The 19084-nt window shown below is 41.9% G+C and carries 18 protein-coding genes; 16 read left to right on the forward strand and 2 right to left on the reverse strand.

Annotation, left to right across the window (positions count from 1 at the left end):
* The first annotated feature begins 75 nt into the window (after positions 1–75).
* The 7 genes from DWB64_RS15180 to hcp all read left to right on the forward strand — a co-directional run bounded on the left by DWB64_RS15180 (position 76) and on the right by hcp (position 6963).
* Positions 76–1371 (forward strand): MFS transporter, encoded by a 1296-nt coding sequence (locus DWB64_RS15180; protein WP_129489102.1) that lies wholly within the window; start codon positions 76–78, stop codon positions 1369–1371.
* The gene (locus tag DWB64_RS15185; RefSeq protein ID WP_129489103.1) at positions 1372–1800 is read left to right on the forward strand and encodes an HNH endonuclease; all 429 of its coding nucleotides are present in this window, start codon (positions 1372–1374) and stop codon (positions 1798–1800) included. It abuts the gene before it with no gap.
* 60 nt (positions 1801–1860) lie between these two features.
* The gene (locus tag DWB64_RS15190) at positions 1861–2247 is read left to right on the forward strand and encodes a DUF2680 domain-containing protein (RefSeq protein WP_129489104.1); all 387 of its coding nucleotides are present in this window, start codon (positions 1861–1863) and stop codon (positions 2245–2247) included.
* Between the two features lie 85 nt (positions 2248–2332).
* Positions 2333–3013: a response regulator transcription factor gene (locus tag DWB64_RS15195; RefSeq protein WP_129489105.1), complete on the forward strand. Its 681-nt coding sequence runs from the start codon at positions 2333–2335 to the stop codon at positions 3011–3013.
* The gene (locus tag DWB64_RS15200; RefSeq protein ID WP_129489106.1) at positions 3010–4359 is read left to right on the forward strand and encodes a HAMP domain-containing sensor histidine kinase; all 1350 of its coding nucleotides are present in this window, start codon (positions 3010–3012) and stop codon (positions 4357–4359) included. The genes DWB64_RS15195 and DWB64_RS15200 overlap by 4 nt, the downstream gene beginning before the upstream one ends.
* Positions 4360–4427: 68 nt before the next feature.
* Positions 4428–5102, forward strand: coding sequence for a metallophosphoesterase (locus DWB64_RS15205; RefSeq protein ID WP_164980437.1), 675 nt, complete (start codon positions 4428–4430; stop codon positions 5100–5102).
* A 229-nt stretch (positions 5103–5331) separates the two neighbouring features.
* Positions 5332–6963 (forward strand): hydroxylamine reductase, encoded by a 1632-nt coding sequence (gene hcp, locus DWB64_RS15210; protein ID WP_129489170.1) that lies wholly within the window; start codon positions 5332–5334, stop codon positions 6961–6963.
* A 119-nt stretch (positions 6964–7082) separates the two neighbouring features.
* On the opposite strand, the gene DWB64_RS15215 is transcribed toward hcp, so the two are convergent.
* Entirely contained in the window at positions 7083–8183 is a 1101-nt protein-coding gene (locus tag DWB64_RS15215) for a serine hydrolase (RefSeq protein ID WP_164980438.1), read from the reverse strand.
* Positions 8184–8349: 166 nt separating this feature from the next.
* Between DWB64_RS15215 and DWB64_RS15220 the strand changes: the two genes are divergently transcribed.
* The 9 genes from DWB64_RS15220 to DWB64_RS15260 all read left to right on the forward strand — a co-directional run bounded on the left by DWB64_RS15220 (position 8350) and on the right by DWB64_RS15260 (position 16926).
* The gene (locus DWB64_RS15220; RefSeq protein ID WP_129489109.1) at positions 8350–8904 is read left to right on the forward strand and encodes a maltose acetyltransferase domain-containing protein; all 555 of its coding nucleotides are present in this window, start codon (positions 8350–8352) and stop codon (positions 8902–8904) included.
* A 41-nt stretch (positions 8905–8945) separates the two neighbouring features.
* On the forward strand, positions 8946–9425 hold the full coding sequence (gene rlmH, locus DWB64_RS15225) for a 23S rRNA (pseudouridine(1915)-N(3))-methyltransferase RlmH (RefSeq protein ID WP_129489110.1): 480 nt from the start codon (positions 8946–8948) through the stop codon (positions 9423–9425).
* Positions 9426–9976: 551 nt separating this feature from the next.
* On the forward strand, positions 9977–10864 hold the full coding sequence (locus DWB64_RS15230; RefSeq protein ID WP_129489111.1) for a hypothetical protein: 888 nt from the start codon (positions 9977–9979) through the stop codon (positions 10862–10864).
* 35 nt (positions 10865–10899) lie between these two features.
* Positions 10900–13164, forward strand: a complete 2265-nt coding sequence (locus DWB64_RS15235) for an FAD-dependent oxidoreductase (RefSeq protein ID WP_206736687.1) — start codon at positions 10900–10902, stop codon at positions 13162–13164.
* Positions 13165–13302: 138 nt separating this feature from the next.
* Entirely contained in the window at positions 13303–13890 is a 588-nt protein-coding gene (locus tag DWB64_RS15240) for a TetR/AcrR family transcriptional regulator (protein ID WP_164980439.1), read from the forward strand.
* Positions 13891–14457: 567 nt separating this feature from the next.
* Positions 14458–15477 (forward strand): GGDEF domain-containing protein, encoded by a 1020-nt coding sequence (locus DWB64_RS15245; RefSeq protein WP_129489113.1) that lies wholly within the window; start codon positions 14458–14460, stop codon positions 15475–15477.
* A gap of 136 nt (positions 15478–15613) precedes the next feature.
* Positions 15614–15970 (forward strand): YciI family protein, encoded by a 357-nt coding sequence (locus tag DWB64_RS15250; protein WP_129489114.1) that lies wholly within the window; start codon positions 15614–15616, stop codon positions 15968–15970.
* Positions 15971–16080: 110 nt separating this feature from the next.
* Positions 16081–16407 carry a hypothetical protein gene (locus tag DWB64_RS15255; protein WP_129489115.1) on the forward strand — a complete coding sequence of 109 codons (327 nt, stop codon included), beginning with the start codon at positions 16081–16083 and terminating at the stop codon, positions 16405–16407.
* Between the two features lie 117 nt (positions 16408–16524).
* Positions 16525–16926: a hypothetical protein gene (locus DWB64_RS15260; protein ID WP_129489116.1), complete on the forward strand. Its 402-nt coding sequence runs from the start codon at positions 16525–16527 to the stop codon at positions 16924–16926.
* Position 16927: 1 nt separating this feature from the next.
* Here the strand turns inward: DWB64_RS15260 and DWB64_RS15265 are convergent, their stop codons facing one another.
* Positions 16928–19084: a methyl-accepting chemotaxis protein gene (locus DWB64_RS15265; protein WP_129489117.1), complete on the reverse strand. Its 2157-nt coding sequence runs from the start codon at positions 19082–19084 to the stop codon at positions 16928–16930.

Below are 19084 nucleotides of genomic sequence, written 5' to 3' on the forward strand. Positions count from 1 at the left end.
AACTCTTGTTAAATGCCCAAATTTTAGGTATATTTGAAGTTGCGGAGTATTCACACAATTTCAGGGGGGAGCATTATGGAAAACAAGAGTGGTAATCGAGTGAAGGAATTACGGAACATAAGGCTTATGCTTGCCGGTATTATCGTATCGAAAACCGGTACAATGGCATTCACCTTCGCTCTGGCGATTTACATACTGCGAACAACCGGTTCAGCGATGGGACTCGCTATTTCGATCATACTCTATTCGTTACCGAAGCTTATCATATCTCCATATGCAGGCGTACTTGCGGACCGGATCGACAGAAAACTGCTGGTAGTCGGCGGAGACCTGATCAGCGGGCTAGTGGTGCTGCTGTTGTTGTTCCAGTCAACCGTATCGATCACCTCGCTCTATGCGGTCATCGTCGTACTCAGTCTTGTACAGACTTTCTTTGAAATCGCGTTTCAGGCGGCTCAACCGGATATCGTATCGGATGACGGACTGTTCAAACTAAACTCATACGCCCAGTCGGCAATGTCCGCAGCGGATATCATAGGCCCTGCACTTGGTGGAATCATGCTCAATTTCGGCATCGAGACCATCATTCTTGTCAATGGCTTGTCGTTCATCATGTCCGGACTTTCAGAAAGCTTCATCGACTTCACATTCAACAGAAAAAAGGTAGCGAAAACAGAAAAGCCTGTAAAAGGGTCCATGCGCTCAGAATATAAAGAAGCCTTTCAGTTTATCAGATCAAAGAAAATCATCGTATACATCATCGGACTGTCACTTGGCATCAACATGCTTATAGGACTTGGCATCAGAGTGCCTCTTCCATACCTGATGAATGAAATACTCAAGATGAACAGTGTGACGATCGGGTTGATCGAAGCGATTTTATCCATAGGAATACTGGTAAGCAGCCTGATTCTTGGAAAAAGAGGTCCAGGTCCGCTTTATAAGAGCACTTATCTTTATGCGTGCGTCATAGGGCTCAGCGTACTGTTTATGGGGCTCCCGTTCGCATTCGGACTAACTTATCCAGAACTGACAGCTGCGATCATCCTTGCAGTGACACATTTCACAGTCGGATTCGCACTGCCTAGTTTTACGGTGCCGATCATCACCTTTGAGCAGCAGATCATTCCAGAGAACATGCGTGGCAGGGTCTTCGGTCTGATAGGTATGCTTGCGAGCATCGGAATGCCGCTTATGGTCGTGATCAGCGCGTTTGTGATGCCGATTTTTTCAGCGACGAGCATGCTTGTCTTTGTTGGTGCGGGCATCGTGGTGCTTACTTCGTTCATCATGAGCAGAAAACAGATCAGACTGACCTTTAAAGAGGTTGATGCAAGCAGCGAGACTTCAACCGAGGAAATCACATCTTAAATGAAACCCAACTATATCGATAAAAAATACATCTATCTAAGAGAAGACCAAAGGTGCTACTACTGCGAAAAGCAGCTCAAGCTTGGGCAAGTCACCTTGGACCACTATGAACCCAAATCAGAAGGCGGCACCTGCGACTATTTTAATCTTGTCAGCAGCTGTAAGCGCTGCAACACATTTAAGCAGTCAAGGGTCCCTGCAGATATAGAAAGTGTCCATCTACAGCTCTTTAGACAGGCAGTCAAGGATTCAAAGATCATCTCAGTCGTTTCAAAGCTGTCTCAGACCGATTTTAAGGCATGTGCGGACCAAGTGACCGGCGTATGCTGTAAAAACGGCGAGGGGCTGGCATTTGGCGTGGATATCACAATGCACATCAAGGAAAACAAGGTTTATCGGATTGAGGGAAAATGTCCTCTTTCAACCTGACACATAATTGGCACACATTTATGGGCTATAGTTAAACTATCAAATAGATGGAGGTGTCACATGAAAAAGAATATCGCGATCATATTGACCTTGGTACTGGCATTTGGAGCTATAGGAATTGCATCGTTTGCGGATACAGAAGAAGTACCGCAGTGGTTCAACGACATGCTCAAATGGAGAACCGAAAGAATAGGCGAAGCTGTCGAATCAGGTGATCTGACTCAGGAAGATGCAGAGTTATGGTTGGAGCACATGGAAGAGATGGAAGCCTATCACGAGGAAAACGGATTTACTTTCAGTGGAGGCATGTATGGCTTGGGTAAGGGGATGCATGGATCTGGCGGACCAGGAATGGGTATGTTCGGACAAAGAAACGGTGATTTCGAAAGACCTGACGGCTTTACACGCGGTTCACACCCTTGTTTCAATCAAGACACACAGGATTAGCAGCAGATAAAGCATGAATTGAGCGCTCCCACCAAGGGAGCGTTTTTATTCATTATATGGGGTATAATAAGACAAGGAGGTGGCTATGTCGTATTCGATTTGGATAGTGGAAGATGAAAAAAGCATATCGGACATCATAAAAGCGTATCTGGAAAAAGAGTCCTATTCGGTCACCCAGTTTATGGATGGCCTATCGGCAATGAACGCGCTAGAAGGTGAACTGCCTTCTTTGATGATTCTTGATATCAACCTCCCGATCTATGGCGGGCAGGATATCTTAAAAAAACTACGTGAAAGCTCCGACTTACCGGTTATCATGCTTACCTCGCTATCCGATGAAGTAAGCCGTATCAAAGGGTTTGAGCTAGGAGTGGATGACTATGTCACCAAACCCTACAGCAATATTGAACTTGTGCACCGGGTTAAAAGGATTCTTATCAGAACCTACGGAAAGGCGGAACAACTTAAAATTAGCAAGGAGCTTTATATCGACACAAAGACCTATGAACTCTTTTTTAATGACAACCGGATCGATCTTACCACCAACGAGGTACGTGTTTTAATGACCCTGGTCAAAGAGAAGGGCCGTGTCCTATCGCGTGAACAGGTGATTGAACTGACTTTCGGTTACGCTTATGAAGCGACTCCGCGCAATATAGATACCTATATCAAAAATATCAGGCAGAAAATCGAAATAGATCCAAAAAGTCCAGAGATTGTACGGACAAAGTATGGAATAGGGTATTATTACGGAGGCGGATTATGAAACTGAACAGCTACTTCACCAGAATGCTTCTGATCGCTCTCGTACTGATGATCGGATTTATCTTTCTTACGACGACGCTTGTGATCAACCAAAAGTTCAACACCTTTTTGTTCAAGGAGCATAAGGACAAGCTCGACATGCTCGAAAAACAGGTGCTGGAATTGATCACCGCGTCGACTGAAGAGGAGTTTAAGACTGAGTTCAATGAACTTGAAAATATCCTTTCCGGCACAGGCTACATTCTGGCGATACAGAGCGAAGAGGGTCAAACGATCATGGTCGCAGGAGAAGTGAGAGACCATAGAAATATGATGAACCGCATGATCAGTGAGAAAACTGAAGAGAGAACGCTCGCAGTAGACGGAAAAACAGTCGGTAATCTGATCATAAGGTACCAGGGCGACTTTAACGCATCAGTTGCTGCAATGGAGTTCAAGCAGACGCTTTTGATCTCGATGTCCGTCGCTGGAATCTTGAGTGCCATCTTCATCATCCTACTGGGCAGGCATATGTCCAAAAAAATCACTGCGCCTGTATACGGCGCGATCGGGGTAGCCCAGAAAGTAAAACGAGGGGACTACAAGGTCGTCGCACGTAAAGACTGCGGGATTGAGGAACTGGACGAACTGAACCGGTCCATCGATACCATGGCGCAGTCGCTGTCGGTTCAGTCCCAGCTTAGGAGGCGGATGATGGAACAGATGGGACATGAAGTGAAAACGCCTTTGTCCATCGTAAGAACCCAGTTGGAGGCCGTCAAGGATGGTATGGTCGAACTGGATGGCGACCGGGTCGGTCAAATGCTAGAAGAGGTCCATGAACTGTCTCGGCTGGTGGAAGGCCTTGAAAACGCCGAGGAGCTGGCAGAAGAGTTCGAGCAGGTACATCTTGAGAACATCGAGTTGCATGATTTTTTAAAGGCAGTGGTTCAGCGAACCGAGTATAACTTTTCAAAAAGAGGACTGACTGTGATGCTGACTCAGAACGTGCGTCCAATCCTCTACAGCGATAAAATCAAACTGAAGTCGATTCTTTTAAACCTGCTTGTCAATGCGCAGAAGTATGCGCTTGCACCTGGATTTGTTTCTATCAAGGTCGAAAGATCAGGTGATTTCATCGAGATCGCGATCCATAACAAAAAGACGGCAGAAATAGAGTTAGATGTCAAACAACTAGGCTATGCTGGGTATAGGGGAAACAGACAGTCGCTCGATGGAAGAGGACTTGGGCTTTACATCGTCAGCAGATTATCTGAACAACTGGGTGCTGCGGTCGATTACAGGGTCACAGAAGACACCTTTGAAGCGATCGTGAGAATGAAAGCGACAGGTAAGGAGCTAATGTAAAAATATGGTATTAGTTTCACGTGGAACGTGTATTTTTTTACCATTTATCATCAAAAGGAGGAATTCGAGTGAAATACGCGGTAATATCTGATGTACACAGCAATCATGTCGCACTGCAAGAAGTACTTACACACATCAAAGGGCAAGGGGTTGACGGTATTATCTGCCTTGGAGATCTCGTTGGATACCATACATTTCCAAATGAAGTGATCGACCTAATCAAAAGTTCAGGTGCAACGACAATCATGGGAAACCACGACCTTAAGTACTTGAGAAACGATCATCCGAAGGATGTTGTAGGAAGCTTTATGGCTAAACACATCACTAAAGAGAACAGAGAATACCTCGAGTGCCTACCGCCAGAACATCTCATGGTTGTTGAAGGCCTTACCCTTCAATGTGTTCACGGGAGTCCTGACAATATTTCTGAATACATGTATGCGGATGGGGACAACACCGAATCGATAATGCTGACCCTGGATGCGGACATTCTGCTTGCCGGGCATACACATTTTCCCTTAATCGAACAATTTGGCAATAAATGGTACATCAATTCAGGAAGTGTCGGAAAGCCAAAAATCGGATCGATCGAAGCGACCTATGTGCTGCTTTCGCTACTCGACAAAACAGTAGAGGCCGAAATCATATATGTACCCTATGACAACACCCTGATCGTCGAGGATCTCAAAAGGCATGGGTTTCCTGAATCGGTGATTACATCAGCAATGACAGGAAAAGCATAGGAGTAGGGCGCGGCATGTCAGCCACATGTGTGCGCCTTTTTTATTTGCTTCTCCAGCGGTAACATCGGTTACGCCTATATTGTTCAATTGCCGCTATACTATGTTTAGAAATCAACGCGAATCAAATGCGAAACATAAGAGGAGAACAAGAATGGCTATTAAATCAATCATCAACAAACTTTTCGGTAAGGAAGACATGATAAGCACAAAGGATATGACAGCACAGGAAATGTATTGCTATCAGTGTCAGGAAGCAGCGGGCGGTGTGGCATGTACAAAAGTAGGCGTATGCGGAAAACCTGTAGATGTGGCGAACCTGCAAGACTTGCTGCTGTTCGTCTTAAAAGGTGTCGCCCAGTACAACTCACTTGCGAGAAAGAACAACCTGAATGAGGCGAAAACGGATAAGCTAATATTAGACGGACTGTTCGCGACGATTACAAACGCGAACTTTGACAAAGACGTCTTCCTAAGTAAGATAGAAGCAGCTATCAATGAGAGAGAGGCTGTTAAGCTCAGACTAATCAAAAACAACATCGATCTACCAGAGGTGCTGCACGATTCGGCGACTTGGCTTGCGCCTAGAGCGTCATTTGAAGCAAAAGCAGCGACTGTCGGCGTACTTGCGACTGAAAACGAGGACGTGCGTTCATTAAGAGAGCTGATCACTTACGGTCTGAAAGGTATGGCTGCATACGGTATGCATGCGCTGCACTTAAGCAAGGAGAACGAAGAGATCAATGCCTTCATCGAAGAGGCTCTACTTGCATTAACGGACGACACTCTTGGCGCAGAAGAACTTGTCGCGCTTACGCTTAAGACCGGTGATTTTGGTGTGAAAGTCATGGCGCTCCTTGATGAGGCGAATACGACAGCTTATGGAAACCCGGAAATCACAGAAGTCAACTTGGGCACAAGAAACAATCCCGCGATTCTAATCACAGGTCACGACCTGAACGACCTTGAAATGCTGCTTGAGCAGACCAAAGGGACTGGAGTGGACGTCTATACCCACTCAGAGATGCTTCCTGCGAACTATTATCCTAAATTCAAGCAGTACGACAACCTGGTAGGCAACTACGGTAACGCATGGTGGAAGCAAAAAGAGGAGTTTGAGACATTCAACGGACCAGTACTCTTCACCACAAACTGCATCGTACCGCCAAAGGGTGAGGTGGTTGAAAGAATCTTCACAACCGGTTCATCAGGATTCCCAGGCTGCAAACACATCGATGAAGTAAAGGGTACGAAAGACTTCAGCGCGATCATCGAAATGGCTAAGACGCTACCGGCTCCAACTCAAATAGAAGAAGGAAAAATCGTCGGCGGTTTCGCTCATGCTCAGGTCTTCGCCCTTGCCGACAAAGTGGTAGATGCGGTTAAAACAGGAGCGATCAAGCAATTCTTCGTGATGGCGGGTTGTGACGGTAGAATGAAGTCACGTGACTACTACACGGAGTTCGCACAGGAAATACCGAAGGATACAGTAATCCTTACAGCGGGCTGTGCAAAATACAAGTACAACAAACTGGACCTTGGCGACATCGGCGGTATTCCAAGAGTTTTGGATGCAGGTCAGTGTAACGATTCCTACTCACTTGCTGTGATCGCGCTAAAACTAAAAGAGGTCTTTGCACTTGAAGACATCAACGAACTGCCGATTTCATACAACATCGCATGGTACGAGCAAAAAGCGGTCATCGTTTTACTTGCACTACTTGCACTAGGTGTTAAGAACATCCACCTTGGACCAACGCTTCCAGCATTCCTATCACCGAATGTGGCGAAAGTTCTTGTAGATACGTTTGGTATCGCAGGCATTGGAACTGTTGAAGATGATATTAAACTGTTTCTAGGTTAAATGAAAAGCCCACGCTACTAAGCGTGGGCTTTCTAATTTTATAGTAGAAAAAATAGCAGTTGCATTGCTAGAAAACAGCCCCTCTCCAAAGTAAGAGTTTCTCCTGCACCTAAGTCTTCCTAGTCCATAAAAAGTGGAATCACATCATGCACAATCGCCTGATGGAGCGTAACAAAATGCTGCGCTGCCAGGTCATCCGATACAGCACCATAACACTGCGCAGTAATCACAAGATCAAGCTCTTCGACCACATAAATGAACTGACCACCATGTCCATAGGCGGCAACAAGCGCTAGGCCATCCTTTTCACCCAACCACCAGTAATAGCCATAGCGGTTGTTATCAGGACTGCCGCCATCCGAATAGGCCTGATGGCTTGTTGATTCTAGGATCCAGTCTTCAGAAACAATGCGCACACCCTCGTATACTCCCCGGTGCAATACCATATCCCCTATTTTCATCATGTCCTGAGCGGTGAGAAACAAATCAAAGCCACCGTAGTTGTTTCCGCTTTTGTCCTTATGCCATACGGGTTCCTTGATGCCCAGTGGAGCAAAGAGCTTTTCATTTCCGAACTCAAGCAGTGATCTTCCTGTGGCGTTTGTAAAAACAACAGAAGTCAAATAAGCCGCACCGTCGCTATAGTTGAAGGTAGTGCCTGGCGCGAAAGGCATCTTTCTCGACAGGACATGTGCGACAGGATCCTTGGCATTCTTGAGTCCGTGATACTCGCTAGACAGGTCGCTGCTATTCCACACAAGCCCTTGGCGCATCGTGAGTAGATCCCGGATCGAAATTTCTGCAAGGCGGTCAGTGTTCTCGTAAGGTGAAAGGTCAATGAAGTCGCCGATGGACTGGTCGACACTTTTGATAAATCCCTCATCGATGGCAATGCCTACAAGTAGCGAGGTAACGCTTTTTGTGTCGGAATAGATGTTGCTTGTTTTTTCTCCACTGCCGCTGTTAAAATAGGTTTCAGTAATGACTTTGCCATGATGTGTAATGGTGAAGTTTTGTAGCTGGTTAAGCGACTCGAGCTCCGTAAGAATTTCATCGATGCGGTCCATGAGGACCTGATCGTTTTCCTCCTCAAAAACAGCATCAGTACCCTCTTCGATAACAGCTGCATCTACCGGATTTTCTGTAGATAGCTCCTGCCGGCTACAACTAACACCTAAAATCACCACGATCATACATAGTACTGCAAGTAAATTTTTCATACAAACTCCCCCCTTTTCTCTTAATATACCAGAAGTAAGCCTTATTAATCTTAACAAATAGTAGCATTCTAAGGTGCTTAAAGGGATAAAATGATATGATAATACTAGAAAATTAGAGCTGTGGTCGAAAAACCTACTTAAATAGATGAGCTTTGATGGAGGAAGAATGAGAACAGAAAAAGAAAAGATGTTATCTGGGGAACTATATGAGTCTTGGGATGCTGAACTCATCGAAGAAAGAAAACATGCCAGAAAAGTGATGCAGGCCTTCAACACTCTGCCCTTTGACAGCGAAGACGAAAGAGTAGAGATCCTTCGCAGCTTATTTGGCAGTACGCAGGGGTGGCTAAAAATTGAGCCCAATTTCAGATGTGATTACGGGTACAATATTCATGTAGGTAAGAACTTTTTTGACAATTTTGACTGCGTCTTTTTAGATGTCTGTAAGATAGAAATAGGCGATGACTGCATGTTGGGGCCGGGAGTCCATATCTATACTGCCAGTCATCCACTGGATGCGAACGAACGGATAATAGGTCCTGAGTATGGCATAGCTGTGAAGATAGGCAACAAAGCATGGATAGGCGGACGTGCGGTCATCCTACCAGGTGTTACAATAGGCGACAACGTGGTTGTTGCATCAGGTGCTGTGGTTACAAAGGATGTTCCCAGCAATGTCGTAGTCGGCGGAAACCCCGCAAAGATCATCAAACAGTTGTAACAAAGCACTAGATAAAACTAATAAGACAAGGAAGGCCACATATGAACATCACCCTGATCACCGTAGGAAAAATAAAAGAAAAGTACTTCACAGGCGCTATCGACGAATACGCAAAGCGACTAACAAAATACTGCAAACTCACACAAATCGAAGTGCCTGACGAAAAAGCACCCGAAAACCTTTCTGCAGCGCAAATGGAACAGATCAAAGAAAAAGAAGCCGAAAGGATTCTAGCAAAGGTCAAAGACACCGACTATGTCATGACACTTGAAATAGAGGGCAAGCAGTTCACCTCAGAAGGACTTGCAAACCACATCAACCAGCTTGGCATCACAGGTAAATCAAGCATCGTACTGATTATCGGAGGCAGTCTAGGACTTGCCGACAGCGTGAAAAAACGTAGCGACTTCAGCCTTAGTTTCAGTAAAATGACCTACCCGCATCAGTTGATGAAGGTGGTGCTCCTTGAGCAGGTGTATCGGGCATTTAGGATTATTAGGAATGAACCGTATCATAAGTAAAGGCGGTTTTTTGTTGGGCTGCTCAGTGTGTGTCCAGATGATCAATCATATGTTAAAAGGCTTTTGCCAGAGGCTGTTGTTAGCTATGGTGATGCATTATCTTCACTTGAGCAAAGAGAGGTACTTTTTGTAGGAGATGCAATAACTACACCATGTATAGTTAATATAAAAGAAACAAATCCGACTCCAAAATAAGATGATATCAAATTCTATACAGAATGGCAGAAAGATTGGCTAGATATCGTTTTTTCTGATTTTACAAATCAAATCAATAAGAATAAGCAATAAACTGCTGATAGATCCGTTACGGTGTGTGAAGCGTACACTACTTAACTGAGGTTAACAAAAGTCAGAACTTAGAATATGAAAATGCCTACTCTTTAAGGGAGTAGGCATTTTGTTTTGCTTACAATTTTATAGGATAGTGAATATTTTTTTATGATTGTCCAAAAAAATTAAAGTTTATATTGTTTCACATACTGCGGTATGTTATATTATTATCAAATGAACATACCGCGGTATGTAAAAGCTGACTCTGGAGGGAGAATAACATGAATTATGAAAATTTGATTGTGCGAGGTATGCAATGGGTTAAAGAGCTACCACATCATGAAGGACAGATTACGGAGAAAGGTTACCCTGTAATAATGAGTAATGATCTTGTTAAAGAAGCCCAAGTCTGGGTGTGCCCAGCATTAATGGTTGCTGATGAAAGAGTTAGTAAGGCCATTGAAATGGGGATGATGGGCAAGGCTGTTCCACATGTTCATGACGGGGATGAAATGTATCTAATCGTTGGTGAGGAAGGAAGCACAACAGTAGCCGTGACTTTAGGGGAGGATTATTATGAACTGACAACACCTGCCGCTGTTTATATTCCTGCAGGATTGCCTCATTCAATCACTCCTCTTAGAGCGACGTCGGGTAAATTTGGCGGTGCGTGTCCAGTCTTCTTTGGAACATCATATGAAACTTATCCAGTCCCTGAGAACCCACTAAAAATAGAAAGCACAGAGCAGCTAATAGTCAAAGACATGCAGTGGGTTAAAGACCTACCACATCATGAAGGGCAGATTGGTGAAAAAGGATATCCAGTAATTATGAGTAATGAGTTTGTTGATGCAGCAAAAGTATGGGTATGCCCTGCTCTTATGAAAGTTGATGAAAAGGTCAGTAAGGCCATTGAATTGGGAATGATGGGAAAAGCGGTTCCGCATACACATGATAAAGATGAGATGTACTTGCTAGTAGGTGAAGATGACGCAGCAACTTTTGAAATTACTCTAGGAGATGAAGTTTATGATGTAAATGTGCCATCTGCTGTATATATTCCTGCGGGTCTGCCTCATGCTATACAAGTAAAAAATGCCGTTCCAGGCAAATTTGGTGGTGCAATTCCAGTATTTCTAGGGACTGAATACATTACGAAACCAATTTAGGGATAGATTCAATACAATAGAAAGGAAAGCGGATTATGAGCAGTAATTATGAACATATATTAGAGTCGCTGGAGAATGATTTTGGAGATTGGTTTAACAAAGGGTATGAAATTCCAGAGATGACCAAAGATCTTTACCCATATAATCATACATTTTCTCCGATCATGATTAACAAGACGAAAGTAAAAAATCGTATTGTTATGGCACCTATGGGAAATATCTGTATGGCAGATGAAACAGGTAGACCAAGCGAAAAAATGATTTCATATTTTGAGGATCGTGCAAAAGGTGGAGTTGGATTAATAACTACTGGGCTTGTACCAACGAGTTATGGAATTGATCCTTCTCTAGTCGAACCTGGTGGAATGTCAATTTTTCCAAGAATAGATAGAAGTCGTACTGTATTTGCAGGGTGGCGCGACCTCTCGGCTGCATGCCATGCTCACGGATCAACTCTCTTTATTCAGCTGACACCAGGCATGGGTAGAGTTGGGAATCCACAATGTCTTGTTACACAGAAAAGAATGCCGGTAAGTGCTTCGTGGAATCCAAATTTTTATATGGGTATCGTTCCGTGCAAAAGACTTTCTGATCGTGCGATTACAAAGATAGTCAAAAATACTGGTCAAGCGGCAGCAGATGCAAAAGCAGCCAATATTGATGGTGTTTACTTACATGGTCATGAAGGCTATTTAATGGAGCAGCTTACAAACCCAGCATTCAACAGAAGAAAACTAGGTAAATACAAGGATTGGCAAGCATTTGGAATTGAAGTCATAAAAGAGATTAGGGAAAGATGTGGAAAAGACTATCCAATTATGTACCGTATAGACCTATCGCTGGCACTAAATGCGACATACGGGGACAGGATGGATACAGAAAAATCTCTGACGAAGTTCAAGAACGAACGGACAATAAAGCAGACGCTGGAGTACATGAGTAACCTTGTCAAAGCGGGTGTGGACATTTTTGATGTCGACTTGGGATGTTACGATAACTGGTGGTTGCCTCATCCTCCATCATCAATGCCTGCGGGATGTTTCTTACCTATATCTGAAATCGTAAAAAAACACTTCAAGCAAAACAAAATTCTTTCAAATGCTGGTGTTGAAGTTCCTGTGGTAGCTGTTGGAAAACTTGGTTACCCAGATTTAGCAGAACAAGCTCTACGCGACGATAAATGCGATATGATCATGTTAGGACGTCAACTTCTTGCAGATGCAGATTTTTCAAATAAGATGTATAGAGGAGATATTGATTCCATCATTCCTTGTATAGGATGTCAAGAGGGATGTGTTAATGAGTTCATTGAAGGGGGACATCCACAGTGTGCTGTGAATCCAAAGACTGGATTTGAATCTGAAATACAGTTCTTGCAGCAAAAGGCTGACTTAGCTAAGCGTACTGCGGTTATTGGTGCGGGTCCTGCAGGTATTGAAGCTGCAATTACCCTTGCTCAGCGAGGACACAGTGTTGACATTTATGAAAAATCAGACAAAGTTGGCGGAATGTTGATCCCAGGCTCAATTCCTAAAATCAAATACGAAGTTAAGAACTATTTAACTTATTTGGAAAGTTCATTAAGAAAAGTATCTGAACTTGACAGCTTTAATATCTTCATGAACCATGAAGTTAATGCTGATGAACTGAAAGGCAAAGGTTATGATGCCATCCTGGTTTCAACTGGTGCTGAACAGTTGAAGCCCCCAATAGCTGGTATTGACAATAAAAATGTAATCTATGCGATCGATTTGTTCCAGAATCCAGAGCTGGCTAAGAATGCAGAGAATATTGTAGTTGTTGGCGGTGGTGTTGTCGGATTTGAAGCTGCATATTACTTAAGTTATGAGATGCAAAAGAATGTTGAAGTGATTGAAATGTCACCCTATTTTATGAATCACACATGTACTGCAAATAGAGGGCATCTAATTCATTACGCCGAAAAAGCAGGTATTAAATTACACAACTGCACCAAGTTGAATAGTATAGAGTCAGATCATGTAAAAGTTGCAAAAAATATGTCACCTACAGTACCTGATCCATTTATAACTTGGGCACCATTACTACCTGAAAATGTTGAAGTACCACTATCTAAGTCAATCAAATGTGACAATAAAGATTTGCGTATCAATGCAAACCTAGTGGTGCTTGCAATGGGAACTAGGAATAATGACACATTATATTACAGCTGCGTAAAAAATAATATTGCAAAAGAAGTATATCAAATAGGTGACAACCTGAAACCTGGCCGTGTGTTGGAAGCGGTAAGAGCTGCATCTAAAATAGCACTGAACATTTAGTTGATTTTCATTATAGGTAAGAAATTAAGTTAATTAGTAAGGAGATAATCAAATCTGATTATCTCTTTTGTTTTCATTATGTTATAATATAGCAGATTATAACGGACTCCAATTAGTAAATGATATGAAAGGATGACCATGAATATCAGAGAACAACGATCTCAGAAGACTAAGGAAACAATTATTGAGGTTGCTATCGATCTAATAGAAAGTGCATCATTCGATATTGTAACAATCAACCAAATATGCAATAAAGCCAATGTAACCAAAGGTGCTTTTTATCATCACTTTGATTCAAAGTCTGATATAGTAGCTGAATACTACAAAATTAGAGTGTTAGACAATATTGATATAGAAAGATCAGAATATAATTCAACGAATACGGTTGAATTGATCGAAGAAATAACGTATAAATTGCTCATGCTGATACATGATCAAGGATTGGAATTTGCTAAACAGATATACAAGCACCAATTGGAAAAACCTTTAAAATATTATATTGTTGAAGGTGAAAAAACAACAGACTTTCTTGTTAGCTTGATACAAGAAGGACAATCAAACAGGGAAATACGTGATGATATAGATTGTACTACAATTGCTAATTTACTGATGAAGTTTTCTAGAGGGCTAATCTATGATTGGTGCATAAATGAAGGATCATATGTATTTAGTGAAGTTGCAAAAAAAGATTTTAGTATATTCATAGAGTCATTAAAATATGAATGATGGATCATTGAGTGTTTTCAGCACTCAATGATTTTTTTTTATTGGGACTGAATGTTTGAAGCATCACTTGTTGCCCCAATAGTACAATTTACTTCTGATTAATGTATTTTCTGATTAATGTATTTAATGAGTTATAAAACCGCGCTTACACCCGTTACGCAGAACCGTATCATAAGTAACTGCGGTTTTTTGTTTGATAGCTCCGATGCCTGCTGTGAATAGTGAAGTGATTTCTTAAATAATGATATTAACATATATTATTTTATAATTACCAGAGCAATACGCCTTTAAAGATAATTACATACACTTCAGCGAAAATAATGGAAATAAACCTACTGAATGTTTTAATAGCTTTTTAATCTGTGTACATTTAGGAAAAGCTTTACTTGAAATCGATAAACTCTCAGTGTGTGATTATTTTAAGCTTCTGTGGTATTATTGTATAGAAAGTAAAACTAATTTGTGTGATTATAATTTTTATGAAAAGTGGAATCATGACACCGATTTCTATTTAAATAAAATAATTGCACCTATAAGTGAAAGAATAGGAAGTTTGGTGATAATACAATGATAAATTATGATTCAATTTCAATCAAAACTTTAAAGATGTTTTTTATTGTAAACTCTATAGCAGGTCTCGGAGGAATACTCTCTTCAATAGTATTCCATAATATATATTTTAGTTTTGCCATCGTTATTCAACTTTTTAATATACTTGTGAGTATCACATTTTACTTTTTTATCACTAAAGTAAAGAAGTTATTTTTATTTAAAATAATGTCACTTTCTTATTATGTTACATTCATTTTGATTGGAATGTGGTATCAGTTGGGCTCTGCTCATCCGATGTTTATAGTATATTCTGTCATTGTAGGACAAGTTATTATTATGATTTATAAGAGAGTTAGTTCAATTATTTTTACTGCTTTATACTTAGGGCTGATATTAATTCTTGTTTATATTGATATGATTTATCGTGTGAATGATGTTAAGCTTGAAATCTTTAGTCTTGGTCGTCTGGTTGGTGTTTCTGTAATCATATCTGGAATATTAATTACGATATATTATAATAAAGATAAAATGATGCGTTTGATAGAAGAACTTAATGTTTTAAATAGAGTAGATTCATTGACCGGGGCATGGAATAGTTGTGCCCTATATGAAGACTTGGATGTATTTGAGAATGATTTCATAAGAAAATCAATCAATTATGTTTTAGTTTTTATAGATTTAGATGAATTTAAGCTTGTAAATGATAAATATGGCCATCAGAGAGGAGATACCTATTTAGTTAGTTTTGTAGCTTCTATAATGAGAAGACTAAGAAATTCAGATAAATTTTATCGTATTGGTGGAGATGAGTTCGTTGCTATCATTAGAGAAGAAGAACATCATAATGTAAAAGAGATATTAGATGATATTAACAGAAATATGAACAATACTGATGCTAACAATGTAAAGATGAAATTTTCATATGGGTCAATGTCTAGAAAAGAAAATGATGTTGATGGTAATGAGTTGATTAGAAGAGCTGATGAGCTAATGTATGAAAAAAAATCGAAGAATAAGCTGATGAATAGAGAATGAACATTAAAAAGTTTCGTTGAAAGCAATTTCATATTTAACTGAAAAGTGTTGATAAAAATCGCAGTTAAGTGTGATACGGTGAACCGTATCACAAGTGACAACGGTTTTAAATGGCGCAAAGGAGGTAAGGTAGCTAATGTTGTTTATGTTGATAGTAAAGGCTTCCGAGAATTCAGAGAAAGGGAATCTTCCCAGTGAAGTTTTGATGCAAGCGATGAGCAGGTATAACGAGGATCTTGTTGAAGCGGGCGTAAGGGTAATGGCAAAGGGACTGCATCCTAGTTCCAACGCTATGCGGATATATTATGGTGAAGATAATTGCATATCAGAAATTGTTGACGGACCGTTTGACAATACCGGTGATATAGTTGCTGGTTTTATATTGATTGATGTCAAATCGAAAGATGAAGCTGTATATTGGGCGAAAAGAATGCCTGACCCTCAAGGAAACGGTGAGGGTCAAGTTGAACTGCGACAGGTGTATGAGTTTTAGAAAAAACTCGATTTTGAATCTTACTCAGTTGAAAAAAGGATATATATCATAAGGAGGAGATCCCACCGAGGAGATGATGTTATGGGAAAGCGGTTCATTGGATTCCGAGGGTGCTGTCGATCGCTCTGATCGGTTTACTGCTTATGTTGTCCTTTGACGTGTTTGAAGAAGGAAAGTGGACGGAGATCGTGGTAGGTTTTTTCATGCATAACCTACCGACCATGGTACTGGCCATATTGACCTACTTTGCATGGAAAAGACCACTGGTTGGCGCATTCACCTTTTTAGCCGGAGGATTAATCTATCTGTTTGTCGCATTCTTCTTCATGACATTCGACTTTAAAGATGCGCTCATCAGCAGTTCGATCCTTTCGTTGCCGGCCTTATTGACAGCGCTGCTCTACTATCTTGACTGGAAACAAATGAAAAAAGCATGATGGAATCATAGTTTATAAACAACAGCGACGCTTTCCTTTGCGTTGCTGTTGTTTATTGTCTTTCATCTGATAAGGTGTCGCTTTGATGGAATAACATCACTCAGTAGCCCACAGTATTTGGACATCAGAAAATACTCATCAATCATGATTACAAAGCATATCGAGGAAGCTGATGAAAAACAACATCCGGTTTTACATAGGTGGAAAACGAATCCTTGGCATGAACTCTTTTCGCGTGAAGTGGATGAGCAATTAAGAGAGGAAATCATGTTTTATAAGGAAGAATGGGAGTTCTTGAAAAGAGACATTCTTCAGGAGATTGACTGTGACAAGGTAGTCATTGAGGGTTGTGCTTTGTTACCTTCTTTAGTGTCTGACTTGTTTCAAGAGAGCGATTGCTTCTATATGGTGCCCACACAGGGATTGTCCTTCATCTTGAGCGATAATTTTCGTGAGAAGCATCGTTACAAAAAAGAACAGGATCTTAAATTGAAGATCCTGTTCTTTTTACTTTTTTAACTTATGTCAGTTCAAATCTGTTCATTTCAGTTCTTAGTTGTCGCGCCTGGGACTGCACACGCTGGCCTTCAACCTTCAGAACTTTGATTGTGCTGAACTGCTCCTGAGAGTACTCGATCAGCTTGTCAACTGCTCCGGCGTTGTCGCTCAACCTTCCAGAAACCCCAGTCATAACATCTATGACCGCATCCTTTTCTTTGCTAACCTGCTCGATGAGATCGATGATTTCGTAAATTCTATTGTTGTTCTCTTCAATGGATCTGATCACACGATCGAACGCATGATTCATAACTACGATGGCATCCTTCTGATCAACGGTAATCGCCTCATTGGTAGCTACGTGCGTTTCAACGGTAGCGGAACGTCCTCTGAGCTCGCCAATGATCTTTTGAATGCTTTTAGTTTCCCTGGCGATCATATCGGATAACTCGCGCACTTGATTAGCGACTACCGAAAAACCTAAGCCATGTTCTCCTGCTCTTGCAGCTTCGATCGATGCGTTCAAAGCAAGCAGGTTCGTCTGTTTGGATATCTTGGTAATTGTGTCGTTGATCTGGTCGATATTTTCAACAGAACTCATCAGACACTTCATTTCAGACATCAGTTCCCTTGAAATGGAGCTGCTCTTCTCGGCATTGTCCTCAATAACCGTTACCTTTTCCATACTATCTCTGCTTTCGTTCTCAGTCTGCTTCAATGTAGAAACCGCCTGCATGGAGTTAGCAGAGATCACATCAATCTGACAGGCGATGGTCTGAAGGCTTGCCACACCGGTTTGCATTTCTGCCACAGAATCCGAAGTGGAAACGGCAATAGACCCAATAGCTTCCTTGCTGGCGGCAGTCCGCTCAAAAGCGATGTCGGAAACCGTACCCATCTCCATAGACGCTTCCTTAAGATCGTCTGCCGACTGGTGGATGGTTTTCATCAAATCCTGCAAGGAACCGACCATTTCATTGAAGGAGCCGTTCATCTTCTCGATCTCCTTATTGGAATGTTCATCCACCCGCAAGTTGAGCTGACCGTCAGCTAGTCGCCTAAAGTTGTCTGCAAGCACGTGCAGTGGTTTTAGCAACATGCTGGAATAAACAACCGCTATGATAAACACAAACACGGCCAAGATACCGGCAATGATTGCCGTTTCTTTCTTGACGGAATTTATAGATGCGTAAAATCCTTGGATTTCAACCAGAGACAGGATCCTCCACCCTGTCGAACCAAGGGTCCGTTCAACGTGAAAGTACTCGTCGCCCTCTGGCGCAGTCAGTATCTGTCCACTGACTTTCGGATTCCAATCGCTCATCATCGCTTCTTTCGAGTAGTGATGGACGATATGGCCGAATTCATCGTACACAATGGACTTCTGGTTGTCTGGAATGCCGGAAAGAAGCGATTCCATATCAAAGAAGATCACCATTGCACCAAGAGCGACGTCCTCATCCTGAATCAGGTAAGAGAACGGAATAATGTGCTTGCCCGTGGCACCAGACTCCATTGTCTCACCGATATAGGTTCTTGAAGTCGCATTCAGCTCAGCGAAGTAAGGCTTATTGCTGATCATCAGCAAACGATAGTTCTCTTTGTGCGCAGTGTTGTTGGTGATGATGTTCCCGTATGCGTCAGAAATGAAGAGTGTCTCATAGATCCCGCCGGAGTTTTTAATCGTATTGGACAGTGTTTCAAAAAGAGGATCATACTTTTTATTCCCCTGTATCGTGGCCCCATCCTGAAGATCGTGAAGCATGGACTGCAGGCTTACTTGGTTACCTAGAACTTCTAGCAGCTGTTTCGATGCATCGAGTTCCATTTGAATGCCCTGAGCGATCATTTCATTGTTCAGGGCTAGGAGTTCCGTATTGTGTTCAAGCATATCCGAATGGATCTGATCTGTCGTACGCAATGTGATCAGTGAGATCGGAATCAATGTAATCAGCAGCATCATGACTATGATCTGCGTGTTGAGCGAGGTTTTTCGCAGCTGGAAATTCTTCAGGTTGAATCCTCCTACCGTTTGTTTCGCATTTGCGGTTTTCAGCGCTTTCAAGCCGATAGCCTTCAAACCGAATGGTGATTTGGAAGCCCCTTTTCTTAGGCGTCGCTTGATAGGATTCTTATCTTTTATCATTTCCGAATGATCGCTCGTTTGGTTTGTTTCCAT

Origin of the sequence: Fusibacter sp. A1 (assembly GCF_004125825.1) — a bacterium.
GTDB lineage: Bacteria > Bacillota > Clostridia > Peptostreptococcales > Acidaminobacteraceae > QQWI01.